The 14468-nt window shown below is 30.9% G+C and carries 7 protein-coding genes; all 7 read right to left on the bottom strand.

Going from position 1 to position 14468, the window contains the following annotated elements; translation table 11 throughout:
- Positions 1 to 648 precede the first annotated feature (648 nt).
- Entirely contained in the window at positions 649 to 1554 is a 906-nt protein-coding gene (locus BVC87_RS17515) for a transporter substrate-binding domain-containing protein (protein ID WP_083629581.1), read from the bottom strand.
- Positions 1555 to 2310: 756 nt separating this feature from the next.
- Complete coding sequence (locus tag BVC87_RS17510; protein ID WP_075343700.1) at positions 2311 to 2658, bottom strand: hypothetical protein; 348 nt, start codon at positions 2656 to 2658, stop codon at positions 2311 to 2313.
- A gap of 2 nt (positions 2659 to 2660) precedes the next feature.
- The gene (locus BVC87_RS17505; protein WP_075343699.1) at positions 2661 to 6425 is read right to left on the bottom strand and encodes a DUF6443 domain-containing protein; all 3765 of its coding nucleotides are present in this window, start codon (positions 6423 to 6425) and stop codon (positions 2661 to 2663) included.
- Positions 6426 to 6432: 7 nt separating this feature from the next.
- Entirely contained in the window at positions 6433 to 10113 is a 3681-nt protein-coding gene (locus BVC87_RS17500; protein ID WP_075343698.1) for an RHS repeat domain-containing protein, read from the bottom strand.
- A gap of 24 nt (positions 10114 to 10137) precedes the next feature.
- Positions 10138 to 11211: a TMF family protein gene (locus tag BVC87_RS17495; RefSeq protein ID WP_143569823.1), complete on the bottom strand. Its 1074-nt coding sequence runs from the start codon at positions 11209 to 11211 to the stop codon at positions 10138 to 10140.
- 279 nt (positions 11212 to 11490) lie between these two features.
- Entirely contained in the window at positions 11491 to 12531 is a 1041-nt protein-coding gene (locus BVC87_RS17490; RefSeq protein ID WP_143569822.1) for a helix-turn-helix domain-containing protein, read from the bottom strand.
- A 288-nt stretch (positions 12532 to 12819) separates the two neighbouring features.
- On the bottom strand, positions 12820 to 14466 hold the full coding sequence (locus tag BVC87_RS17485; RefSeq protein ID WP_075343695.1) for a glycoside hydrolase family 16 protein: 1647 nt from the start codon (positions 14464 to 14466) through the stop codon (positions 12820 to 12822).
- Positions 14467 to 14468: the final 2 nt, after the last annotated feature.

The following is a 14468-nucleotide window of genomic DNA, read 5'->3' as shown; positions in this document are numbered from 1 at the left end:
ATTCACAGCTTGTACAATTATCAATAATCACTTATCAATGATCAATTGTTTTGAACTGGTAACTGATGACTGATAACTGTTAACTGAAATATTGTGACTTGGTTCCATTTGAAGAGCATTCATAACTCATATTGTAAAAACATATCAATGCCAAGGGTTGTGATTTGATACAACTTGAAGAGCATTCACAACATTTAGTTGTTCTAGAAGTGTCGCCATCCTGTTGTGACTTGGTCCAATTTGAGGAGCATTCACAACGTAGTGCCTTATATTGACTAATCTACGATTGTTGTGACTTGGTTCCATTTGAACAGCATTCACAACTTGTACAATTATCAATAATCACTTATCAATGATCAATTGTATTAAATTGGTAACTGATCACTGATCACTGTTAACTGAAAAGAGTATTCACAGCAATATTCAATTATGAATTTTCAATTACGAATTACGAATTATAAAAACTCACGTCACTGCGAAAAACGAAATGAAAATGGAGTTTTATGGCAGTCAGCTTATCGATAAACAGATTACTTCATAACTTCATAAACTACGCTATTCGTAATGACACTCTCTTTTACGAAGTAGTAATGAGATAAAATTGACGTCACAAGAAGTTTTCATCCAAAATTCATATGAGTTATCTCCTTACATTTTATTTACTAAATTTCTTATTTTTTTTTGTTGATAGATATTGAAACCAAGTGATAACAATAACAATGCTAGAACTGTATATTTAAATAGAGAAGTATTTTTTTTATAAAATGGTTCATGAATGTCATACAACCATTTTTCTAAAATAGCTTTCTTTTCTTCATCAGAGATTTCATCATTTGCTTTATTTATAATTTTAAATAAGGTTTCCCTTGGGCTATGAACAGCGATTCCTAAATCATTTTCATAATTTAAAGCAAACTCAACTTTTATATCTGAGATATCTTTTTTTGTGATTAAATAGTTTAAAACGGCTTCTACACTAATAACAGCGTCTACTTCTTTATGTATTAATGCATCTAAACATTCACTTTCATTAGCTTTTGGTACAATTTCAATATCTGGGAAGTTTTCTAATGCATATTCTTCAATAGAATAATCAGCACCTAGAGCTACTTTTTTTCCTTTTAAGGATTGAATAGTAGTATAATTATCGTTACTCCTACACGCTACCATATGCCTACCTGTAAAAATAGGTTTTGTAAAGCTTAGATATTTGCTACGTTTTTCGGTTTGTTGAATTTCTAAAACAATATCTATAACTCCAAGTTTTACATCATTCAAAAGTAATTGCCAATTGGTATAAACTTTTTTCTTGAACTGATGATCTATTTTTTCTTCTATTAATGAAAAATAATCGAGTAAAATACCATCAATTTTTCCTGAATCATTAACAAACTGATATGGTGGGTAGTTAACATATACTCCGACATAAATGTCTTCATACCCTTTTAGATACTCTTTTTCTTGTTTGCTAAGTGTATTACTATAATGACAAGACCATAGTGTACAACACAATAACAGAAAAATTAATGTATAATTTGATAATATTCCCCTCATATCCCCCAATTAAAAGTTAAACTCTGCTTAAAGTTACTAAAGTTTATATAATAGTCTATTATTCACGATTATAATTTTAACTCCAGAAAACAAAAATAAGGCATACAATTATAAATCAACACCTTAAAAGCTCTTAATTAAAGTTTCGTTTACACTATGTATTAATTTTATTTTTATCTAAGACAATTAATGTGGATACTACAACTTTATTTTATATATTTACACCTAAGATACTTATCAAGTATCTGAATTAATCAACCTCCAACCCCCGAGATCTCAGAAGAGATCTTACATATGACCCTCCTAAATCACTTTTTTAGGAGGGTTCCTTTTTTTTACCCTTATTTAACATTTAAACCAATTACATTTCTTAAATTTACTATGTATGGAATAATAATTTTATTTCATTACGTATAGGGGATAAAAGCCTTTCTGATTCATTCAAGAAAGGCTTTCCTATTTGTATGAGGTAACAAGACAACAACAAAAAGCTCATAAATAATTTCTGAGCTTTTATTAATTACCTATAATAAGTATAGTCTTTTTAAATCTGAGTTATATTATGAGAAATACTTCTTTATTATGCAGTCATTAAACCTATTAAAATTGATTTTAAAAAAACACCTCTCAAAATATATAAATATTATTATGACTTATATACTGCATATTATTTTTTCTTACTTGTCTAAGACATGCAAACACTTTTAACCAGTATACTTCTATACAAAAGTATTCATTAGACAAGAGTAAGTTAAATTAGATCAATTTATTTCCTTTTTTCCATACTTCAATTACACTATCAAATCTTTTTTTAGCATTTTGAGATAAATTATCTCTTAAATTTGGATAAATTGATTTGTCAAATGCTCCAATAGCCATATCATCAACAATAATCTGAATGTCTTGGTCTTTGCTATTTATCAATACATCAATAAATTCCATTTGTTCCTTTAATAAAACTAAATCTTCATTTTTAATTGTGTTATTAATAAAGTCAATAAAATTAGACATAAAGATCATTGGTTCATCCTCAAAAAAAGAATCATAATTTAGATTCGGGAAAAGATTTTTTACTTCTTTAATTAAAGTTTTGTAAGTTATCATAGTTAAAATCTGTGTTTACGAATAATTTTTAATGTTTCTCTTGTAATTGTACCTGTATAAGATGAGTTAGTTCCCATTGCTGTTCTAATTGCTCTATTAGCTTCTAAAATCTGTCGGACAATAAAACGTTTTTCAAACTTTGTTAATTGCGCACCAGTGTTGAGTAACTTTACTAATTGATTTCTGATAAGCCCAACCTTATTCAAATGCCCAGAAGGACTTAGTAATTGTCCCGTTCTAGCTTCTAACATTAGTGCAGATGCAGAACTTCCATTTCCAATAGAAGCTGTTGCCCTATAATATTGTGTTAAGATCGCTCTTAATTGTGAATTAGGAAACCACTTAGCATTTCTAACAAATTGAGTCATGTTCGCCGCAGTTCTTAATTTAGAAAGAGACCTTAAAAAGCTAACTAATCTAGTAGGGTTAGCAGTATGAATTATTTTTATATTGTTTAAATCAATTTCAATATATCCATCATCATCTATTACGAATTCTATTATTGCGCCATCTTCACCTATATTAAAGGTTCTATCTATAAACGGATTTAACCCATTTTTAATTCTGTTCCAAACTGTCGAATTATCTCTTGGTTCAGCTACTTTTAATCTTAATATAGCTGATTCTTGATTTTTACAATCATTACAATTTGCAGTTTGCCCATTATTACTAGAAAAAGTACCATCATTATTATTTGTCCAAGTAGTCGAATCTTCTTCTGATCTGTTCCAGAGTTCATTTATGAAGGCTACAGAATTTCCTCCACTTGGATCTGCCCAAAAAGTAGGGTTATTATCAAATGCATTATATGTTGACATTGAGTGATGTGTAACAGGATCAATACTTGTCCATCTAGCAATTGTAGGATCATATTGACGTAATGGCATTTCATATAAATTTAGCCCTAAGTTTTCCGTAAGCTCTATCCCATTATATCCATATGGGTGATCTCTTAAGACTCTATCATTATATCCTTTATGTTCCATACCAAATGGATAGTAGTTTTTCTCTTCTTGTATTTCTGCTTTTGTTACTTGTCCATCTTTGTTCATATCAGTATAAGAAAGTCTGATATTTCCTAAATGATCTTTATATTGGTATACATAGTTTGCTCCTATAAGTTTAGGTATTTCATTAGAAAATGGTTTTGGAATGCTGTATAAAGGCTCTACATAGCCTTCCGCATGATTAAAAAACTTTAGCTTATCATTTTCATAAATATAGTTTCCAGCATAATCAGTTTGACCTTCTTCTCCAGAAGTTTCATTTACAAAAACTTTACGCTGTTTCATCCCAACTGCATCGTAGATATAACTTATACTACTATCATCATTAAACCTTACTGTGATGGGTAAATTCAAATGATTATATGTGATATCTGTAATACCTTTATTACGATCTTCTGTCATGTTTCCATTCACATCGTATATATAATCATTATTGGTATTGGTGCCATCTTTAAAACCTGCTGCCTTATATATTGATGTAGAAGCATCTCTTACTTTTAATAGTTTATTATTGGAATATTCATAATACAGTTCATCAATGAGTTGAGATGAAGTGCCAGTAGGTCTTCCATTTCTGGAGATTCTTCCAATATTACCATTCTTATCATAAGCAATCCCCCAAACACTATATGAGTCCTCGGTCATTAAGTTATTACCGGTAGATCTCATCCCTTTGGTTATTCTATTTAAAGCATCATAGCTATACGTATAAGCTCTTTTTATATTATCATTGGCTGTTTTCCATATGGTTTGAGAAATATTTCCGTTATACAAGGATGGTTCATTAAAACGACCCTCTACTGTATCATAATTAATTTTAAAGCTAAATAAATCATCTCCAATAGCATCTACATCATTGATTTCTTTAAGCCAACCGCGAACATTATATCCGTAATTTACTTCTTGCAATCCACCACCTACATTTTTTGTGGTTAACTGACCTAATTCATCGTAAACATTCTCTAGTATATGTTCTTCTGGTTGATTATTAATTTGTTGCTTCTGATCTACTAACCTTCCCATATGATCATAGGTGAAGTCATCTACCGTAATGATTGGAGCATTAGATCCTTTGGTATGCATGCTTCGAGTTTTTAAGATCTTTCCAGTAAAATCTAGCTTATTCAATACCCAATCTTCTGTATTTAAATATTCATTTTTCACATGTGTCTCCCAAGCTCTACCCTTATTATCATAATACGTAGCTGTAGTTACCCACTTATCAGTATTTAATACTTTTACCTGAGATACAGTTGGTAATCCTTTCACATTAGGTACTGCTAACATCTCTTCCCAAGGTCCAGTCCCATCAGCAGGATTAAATGTTACAATATCTCCAACTTCATAATCATCGTAATAATTCACCGTTAAAATTTGATCTATATATCTAGGTATAGCATTATTGGTATAATATATTTCAGTTCCACCTAGTGTTCTAGTGGTATTCTCTTTTGCTTCGTAAGAAGAATATACAGTATTGTTATTAGCAGAATCTTGTAGATCTAATCTAGAACTATTATTCTTTATAATACCTGTATATATTACTCTACCAAAAGCATCATATTTGGTAAATAACCATTCTTTATGTGACTTAGAACGTTGAAGTCCATCTTGAGTCATTACAGGTTGATCTAATGTATTGTATACAATATACTCCCAGTCTTTTCCTGGTATTTTCTTTTCAACCAAACGATTTCTATAATCGTATTTGTATTGGTAGCACAGTTCGGTAAGCTCACTGGAAGATACACCATTATCAACGGTTACCTTTGGAGGAATAACATAAGTCAGATTTCCAAAATCGTCATACACATAGTAAGTATCATGTGGAGTTCCATTATTATAGGTACGTTTTAATACTACTCTCCCCTGTTTATCTGTATACTCCTTAGTAGTATGATCATCTAGTTTTGTTTGCCAAAATTTCCAATTTTCATCTTTAACAATTGAGACTTTTAATTCTTTTGGATCATAATACTCATCTTTTACTAACCTAGGATCCTCAGTATTCTCATTATTTGGAAAATCAACTTTAAAATATACTACCTCGTTAGCCGTATTTGTTGTCCAACCAAACTTAATGGTATTATCTCCTTCACTATCCCATTCACCAGTCGCTTTCCAGTTTTTTCCTGGAGCGGCTTGCTTTTTTATTCTATTAAGTGGTGAAGGTTCAAAAATATTTTGAGAATATGCATTGACTGCTGATTCAGATACGTCTGCAAAATCATCGGTGTACTTGTTTTGATAATAACTATTAATATGATCATTAACATCAATAGTAGCATAATTTCCTAAAGTTGCACTCTCTCTTTCAAAAGGAAGAAAGTTCTGTGCTTTTCTACCATAATCATCATAAGGAATATGTGTTACAATATCTTTAGCATTAGGTGAACCTTTAATAGTTATTTGTTGTTTAGGTCTTCCTAAGCCATCTAAATACGTAACACTTTCAATGACATCACTATTTTTAGTTATTTCTCCAACAGAAGACATTTCTTCTTGAAACACACGAGTAAAAACATAATTTTCATTTTCAGTTAAACTGATGGTATTGTATACATCTGGAGTTATTTTCGCAAAAAAATCACTTCCGGGTTTAATCCAACTATTGGGTTTTAAGATCACACCTTCTGACGCAGTTAATGTTTCTTTTCCCGTAACAGTATAATTATTCTCTTTTGTTATAACAGTTTGTGCTTGTATAGCAGAGCTTAGTAAAAGTAAACTAAGTACTACATATTGTTTTATTGTTTTCATAGCCTCTTTAGTTTTTGTAATTATACTTGTTTTCTGAAATCAACTTACCCTGTGCATCTTTAACAAATTCTAATCGATTGAATTCATCGTAATGATATGACATTGTATATCCTCTAGGATCTGTTGTACTTGTTATTCCCACTAACGGTTTATACCTATACGTAGTGACCATAGCATTTGGAAGTGTACTTCTAAGGCCTTCTAAAGTTGCTAAAGAACTTTGACTAAAATTTCGTAGTGCATGTTCAGAAATACCTAATGCAGAAGCTACTTGATTAAATGATGCATTTTCTATTTTAGCTACGGGATACATTTTGTTATAACTCCATACATAAGATGTTGTTACCCCATTTACTTGCTTCATTTGTAATAAATTTCCAACATCATCATAACGTTCAAAAAGTACCCGATCTTCAAAATCGTCATCTTCTTTAGCTAGTTGCACCGCAGTAGCTTGAGTTTTATTTGCTGTATCGCTATCCTTTTCAAACTTCACAAATCTGGCTCCTGTTTTTTTCGAGTCCGTAAAGGTTTCAAACTGAATAGGTGTTGCCAATCGATTATCTACACGTAATGGATGTGTTTTTGTTAGAATATCTTCAGGATAAAACAGTTTTTGTGATACTTCGCCAATACTTGATGAATTCACAATTTCTGTGGGTTCAAAATGTTCTCTACTCTGATAGAAATAGTTTGTAGTATTAGTTAATTCTTCTCCATCTTTATATGTAGTTATACTCTCTTTTGTTCTTGTTAATTTATGCGCTGTAATATCTAACAATCTTACTAGTTTGTAGTATGTTATCTCTGGAAAGAAACCACAAACAGAAACTGGACATGGAGATGAGATTTGAAATAACTGATGAGATATGTGTGGATATGCTTCATCTTGGAAATAAAAATTAGTCCCTCTAAATTCATCATACGATGTTATTGTTTCTTGTATTGTTTTTCCAGTATTATCTTTCACTAATTCTTCTAAAACCAGACCATTTTTATGTGAGGCTGTTTTGGGCATCATGTTTAACAAATAAACTTCTCCATAAGATACTGTTGGCGGAGGAGGATTATTTACTGTCCAAGCTTTCACAGATCCAATATTTCTGGTTACATAAGAGTTACTGAAATTCATATATTTATGAATAGTTTCTCCATTAGTAACACCATTTCTATCTACAACAGATTCTGAAACTTGACTATAACCTATGTGACTTCCTGAAGCGGAGTTATTTAGACGTATTGCACTTTCAGAATGCATATTAAAAGTATTTTCATAATAATGCTCTGGTGTATACTCAAAGAAGCCATTATTCTTAGAGTGAAATATTAATTGGTCCATTAATTTTCCAGATGAAGAAATATTTCCTTCAGGATTTGTAAAATTATAATTGAATTGTCTTACTTGAATAGTAGCATCATCATGATCTTTTTCTATCACTGAAGTTATTCTAGCCCCACCTACTTCAAACTCCTCATAATCTGTATCTGAAGAAGTATCTTGTTCAACCTTACGAATAACTGTAGCGTAAGAAGAATTTGTTACTACCACTGTTGCTGGTCTATTAATAGCCCAAGCTGGTGTAAATTCAAATTTATACGTACCTATGGGTAGATTCTTTTTTATCTCTAGATTATTCCCATTAGAATTAACTTGCTCGAAGTAAAATAAATTGTATACTTTTCCTGTAGTAACATTAGTCAATTTAGTAGCTACTCCAGATGGATTTATTCCTTGATTACAACCTGTAGCACAAGAAATTGTTGCTTTTGCTATAAAGTTATAATCTGCACCACAAATATCTGTACTCGTAATTTGAAATGTCCCGTTATTTTGAATTAAGCTTGAACTTGTATTACATACATTAGAATAACTGGCAAATGAATAGTTAGGATCCACTGCCTTTTTTAAATACTGGTAGTTGAATTTATATTTACTTGAACTTGAAACTCTTGAAGAACGAAATGATCCTTTGCTAGAATATGTTGGTGTATAACGTTCTGGTTTTTCTACAGTTGCTCGATTCCCTTCATATTGATATACCGTTTTTCCTTTAGTAGGATGGGTTATAGATTCTAACAATCCTATTTTCCCAAAATTAAAATCACTTCTTCTACTTCCTCCTTGATAGTCAAAAAACATTTCGAAACCAAAAGTAGATGCAGTAGCCATTGAAGCATGAAACCTTCCTAATCTTGGTATATGCCTATTATTTGTAATTCCATTGTAGAATCCCCAGAAATCTGTTTTTTTAGATGTTTTTTTAGGTAATGCATTAGGAGAAATATATTCAAAACTGTACGTTTTGTCATTAACAGTTACATCATCTAATTTTAATCGAACATATTTTTTCTTCTCATAATCGCTTAAATTAGAATTATCAAGCTTATTCTGATTAAAATATGTATAATTAAATGATACTGATTTTATGAGTTCATTGTTCTGATTTTTAACTGTAATACCTGCTAATTTCTTAGCGCTATTGGTACTAAATGGAATAAATGGATAAGAGTATGGTTGATTTGCTAATCGAATAGCATTGTAACCTTCTATAGAAAACAAATCTGATCGATCTTCACTTAGCTCAAAGTCTACACTTCCAAAATCTCCATAAATTCTTTTTAAATAGGTATTCTCAAAGCTATGTATCCTCGCTGTATAAGTATAAATTCCCGGATTTATACCTCCTCCAACTTCTAATACATATGGGTTAGGATCACCTTTATCAGAAAATAATTTATTACAATGAATAGCTACTTTCTCTGTAGTGTAGGGTAAAGACATATGAATAGCTCTTTCATATTCTAAATGGATTTCTCTACCATTAGGATCTATAATTTTATTTAATCGCCATGAAGTTACGTCTTGTTCAATATCATGAATACTACTAGGTATAGCATCTGTATTGATATCTCGTATCAACTCTTCTTCTCCATAGGTACTAGAATACGACCCGTGTTGTGACTTCATGGATGTAGTAGAATATTCTAACGTATCAAAATGATAGGTAAATCCCTGACCATCTCTAATCGTGAAAAACCGCGTTTCTGTATCAAATTCAATTTGCGCAAAAGTATCATTAAGTGCTATTCCATTTACTATTGTTTCTCCCGCATCTAACTTTTCAAGTGCAAAACGAATACTATTTCCAAAAAGATTCACGGAAAAAATATCTGGTTCTGTATCTAAATTTACTCCTTGTTGATTTCCAAAAACCAGATCATTTACACTACTTTGTGGCATATACAAAGTATATTCTGGTAATTTTCTTTCTAGAAATTGTTTAGTAAAAACATAACCTTTAGGTTGAGAGTTTTGAGTATTCTTAGTATCATCAAAACCATTTATTTCTCTTGTAATTACGGCGCCAACAGAAAGATTCCAGCCCAAACCAACCCAAGTGGATTCTTGAGCTACTTTTATTCCTCCTGTATTATACGTTAAACTAATAGGTAAACTAATTTTACCTAATGTAATATTATGAATGGGTACACTAACATTTGCTGTACCTGTATATTTATTTATTGGTTTAAATCCATAAGTTCCTAAGCTACCCACATCTGGATTAGATGGCAACATTCTAGCTTCATATTCTCTTGAAGAAGCATCGTAATAATCAAAATTTGTGATTTGCGCTGAAACTATATTGAAAAAGCAACCCAATAGTAGCAATACTATTAATTTTTTCATATCCTTAATTATTTAGATTCTTTACTATTTCTTTTTCGTTAGTACTGATTCTAATCTTAATAATCGAGCTTCCAATTCTTCATTTTTATTCTTTTGCTCTTTTATTTTTTTCTCTTGCGCAATAGTATACAAGGTTAATTCCTCAATTTTTTCTAATAGCTTTGCATTCATCTCTCCTAATTGGATTCCATTTTTTAACACCTCTGTTTCTGAAGGAATATTGATTAAATGTCCTTTTTCTTTAATATGATCAGCAACTTCTTCTAAGGTTGGTAATTTATATTCCTCTTTAAATACATAATCTGCCCATCCAATTAAATCTACTTTTACTTCTTTGGTATGAATTCTTCCATTTACAGCTAGTTTAGCATCTGGATTTTGGGTACCTATACCTACATTACCATTTATAAAAGCACCACCATTATTAACTACTAATTTATGTCCCTTATCCATCAAATACCCTCCATATTCACCAATTACAATTCTAGAATCTGATCTTGGCATATGAATATAGGTAGCAAACTTTCCAGGCTCATACTCATCACGTGATACCTTAAAGAAATGTGTACCTTTATGATCATCCATGTCTATCCAAGTATTCTTATCATTAGCAGTGAAATCGTATCTTAATTTTTGATTTTTATCGTTGATTCCCATAGCTAAATATTCTCTAGATCTATTTGAATCTGGTGAAACTACAAACTCAAAAGTCTTTCTACCTGGTTTATATTCTCTACCAAATGCTAAGGGTATCCATTTATCTGATTTGGTATTGTCTATTGTAATAGATTCCGCAGTGAAATTTTTCGCTATTTGAAAATCTCCTAAAGTATTTAATCCTGCAATAGGTGTTTGTCCTGCTACTCCCCACGTCCAACCTCTACCTGGAGTATTGCTCATATTCATTTTAATACTATAATCAGTTACTGGTCCAAATTTGTATTCTGATGCATTCCCCATATGAATCTTATACGTATTACTATTCCAAAAACGTAACCCTTTTCCATTCCCTGAATTTACATTGTAATAGTCTTGCTGTGAAAAAAGTAACTGCGTTAATAGCATAGCAATTATTGAGAAAAAAAACTTGTTCTTCATAATGATGTTTTATTTAATTAAATGATTGTTTTTCTTTACCATGCCCCGCACATGAGTAAAGCGTTATCAATAGATATACTCTGCAATCTTAAAGCTATTTTTTACCGCAGCAGTTCTGTATTTTCAAATAGTTGAAGATCCAGAACTTCTTTTTTGGCACCCTAACATTGGTGATATACACAGTATGTATTTATATAGGCGTTCCTATACTTTAGAAATTGTTACTATAGTGAGTAATTTTTCATTTCATAAAAGATTAGGGAAAGAAGAAGTGTTTTTTTAAGAAATTGAAAGCTGAGAATTTTTCTTCTTAAATTGATTTGGTGTCAGTGCTGTAAATTTTTTAAATGCACCGTAAAAATTGGATTTTGATTTAAAACCACATTCCAAACCTATTGCTTCAACAGTGTAGTTTTGATACAACGAATCGATTAACTTTTCTTTTGCCGTATTTACTCGTAATTCGTTTATATAATCGTTGAAGTTTTTATCTGTATGGGAATTAATTAGTTGTGAAAGATACCCTTTACTAATTCCAAATTGTTCAGCAATACTCTGTAAATTAATATCAGGGTTTAAATACATTTCTTTTTCTAAGATTAGCATATGTATTCTCTCAAATGTTTGTCCTCCCTTTTTCTCTGAGACTTCTAGTGCATTTATTTTTAATAACTTTTTATGGGAAGATGACCTATTGATTCCTACATATCCGACCCAATAAATCCACAACGACAAAGAAATGAAAAAAGGATAACTAAGATAAGATTTTTCCATATTACAAAACATAAAAATGATTACAGAAATCTTTCCTAGAGTTACAATACCAATCCCAATATGTATTAAGTTTTTCAACCAATTAGTTTCATTTTTGACTTTTTCTAAAGTATTCTCGTTTTCATGTTGACCTTCATACTCCATAACCATTTTATACATGGCAAAGATTACAGCAGGTATATATACAAAAGAAAGAAAATTAGTATATAAGAAAAGGCCTGGTTGAAAATATTTAGTAATTATAAAATTGGGATTTATATTTACTTGATATATCCATTGCGAGATATGAACTAAAGCAACTATAAGACAAGGGCAAAATAAAAAACAAATGCTCTTTTTCTTTACAGGTTTTGTATGTAGAAAATAATAAGCAAATAAAAAGAAAAAAGGAGCCACTAACCATTGCCATGGAATATATAATTTTCTGATTGTGGAGTCTTCACCCAGATAACCAACATCAATTAACATATGTTGAATATTACTTATAGAAAGAAAAAAAATAGTCAATCCTAGATGTATACTACTTTTAGATCTGTGTTTTTTCACAAAAAACACAATTAGACTAAATATAATACCCTGGATGGATCCAAATAGTATTAACAGTTGAAAAAAATTAAAATTAATAGTTTGCAATATATGTTCCCTTTCTCTTTAGTTACAATTTATAAAGAGATGTTAACTACTAATTTATAAGTTTTAATCAGAAAAAAAATTAATTTCAAAAAAATTTGACCAGAACTTTATATCAAATTGAAGTAAATTTATGTGTAGAGAATAAAGTCTTTCTTGTTAAAAAATAAGAAAGACTTTCCCTACGTATATATATAACTCAAATTATTGATATACTCTTACATAATCTATTTCCATAGTTGCTTCAGAAAAACTAGCATCTATTGCTCCTCCTAAAGTTCCTCCCATAGCTACATTTAAAATCAAAAAGAAATTTTCATTAAATGGCAACACTGACGCATTCGTCAACTCATAGTATTTCACATTGTCTAAATACATACTAATACTAGTTTCAGTCCATTCTAAAGTATATAAGTGAAATTCTGATGTTGCATTCGTTATTGAAGTATTTTGACTAAAATCTGCCTTTGTGTTACTTGCTGTATCTTGCCAATGACAAGTGGCTAAAACAGTATTTTTATCTGTTCCTGTTTGTTCCATAATATCAATCTCTCCTGAAAAAGGCCAACCAACTGTAGAGAAATTAGATCCTAACATCCATATTGCTGGCCATGTACCTGCCCCAGCTGGTAATTTAGCTCTAACTTCTACTCTACCATATTTGAAATCAAATAATCCTTCTGTTTTTAAACGAGCAGATGTAAAATTACTACCTGACAAGTTTTCTCGTTTTGCTGTAATTACTAAATTTCCATTATCTACTACTACATTGTCTGCTCTATCTGTATAATATTGAACTTCATTATTTCCCCATCCATTTACTCCTGTACCAATATCATATGTCCATTTGGTAGGATCTGGTGTTCCATTGGTTGTAAAATCATCTTCCCATAGTAATGTATTAAATACATAAGGAGAAGATGTTCCTGGGGCTTCTGAAGTGATTAAAAACCACCAATCGAATTCATTATTGGCATCTGTAATTCTAAGTACTAATTCATTTGGAGTTTTACGATCAAAAATTTCATAGTTATGATTTCCAATATAATACCCTATAAACCCTATCCCTGATAAAGAAATGGTTTCTACTCCACCTGGTGCTATTAAATCCCAGTTACCGGTATAATCTGATAAGGTATAATTTAGTACATCCGCATTATCTATAGTTCCTCCAGATCCACCAGAACCTGATAATTCATCTATTAAGCCATTCCTACCAAAAACAGTTCCGTTAGTTTGATGTTCAAAGCTACCATCTGAATTAAAAATAAAACGATCATCATACATTCCTACACCATCTTTTTCATTGGCTGTAGCTTGATACCATTCTCCAAAAATAGTACCTCCTACAGGGCCTAACCCAAAGTGTCCTCCAACTTCTGATTTGATACGCCATGATTTTGATGATGCCATTCCTGGATTTGCAGGATCAAAACCATACAACTTTGTTTTTAAATCATCTGGTGCAACATACACTGCTAACACATCCACTTGAATAGTTTTAGTTGACGATACACCTCCAGTACCTACGGCTACTACTGAAACTGTATAGGTATTTACTCCTAAATTACTAAAACTATACGTCATTTTTCCACTTGGTTTTGTAGACTCTGTACCATCATATATAAACTTATACGATAATGCATTATCCGCTGTTGCAGTAAAGTTCACTACTCCACTACCATCACCATTAGGATTTGCAGCATCTTGACCAATGATCTCTGCTACTATATTGATATTACTTGGCGTAACAATATCTCCAAAATCATAATTATTCTCTTCACAACTATTCAGTATTCCTATTGTGAAGACTATTAAAACTACTTGTGTTATATATTTCTGTATTTTCATTG

Source organism: Tenacibaculum agarivorans (assembly GCF_001936575.1).
Classification (GTDB): Bacteria; Bacteroidota; Bacteroidia; order Flavobacteriales; family Flavobacteriaceae; genus Polaribacter; species Polaribacter agarivorans.
Note: the sequence above shows the minus strand (reverse complement) of the source record. Positions and strands in the feature narration are given on the sequence as shown.

What these genes read in the sequence shown, in the direction of transcription:
- BVC87_RS17515 (WP_083629581.1), bottom strand. Translation starts at nt 1,554, where the DNA reads ATGAGGGGAATATTATCAAATTATACATTAATTTTTCTGTTATTGTGT.
- BVC87_RS17510 (WP_075343700.1), bottom strand. Translation starts at nt 2,658, where the DNA reads ATGATAACTTACAAAACTTTAATTAAAGAAGTAAAAAATCTTTTCCCG.
- BVC87_RS17505 (WP_075343699.1), bottom strand. Translation starts at nt 6,425, where the DNA reads ATGAAAACAATAAAACAATATGTAGTACTTAGTTTACTTTTACTAAGC.
- BVC87_RS17500 (WP_075343698.1), bottom strand. Translation starts at nt 10,113, where the DNA reads ATGAAAAAATTAATAGTATTGCTACTATTGGGTTGCTTTTTCAATATA.
- BVC87_RS17495 (WP_143569823.1), bottom strand. Translation starts at nt 11,211, where the DNA reads ATGAAGAACAAGTTTTTTTTCTCAATAATTGCTATGCTATTAACGCAG.
- BVC87_RS17485 (WP_075343695.1), bottom strand. Translation starts at nt 14,466, where the DNA reads ATGAAAATACAGAAATATATAACACAAGTAGTTTTAATAGTCTTCACA.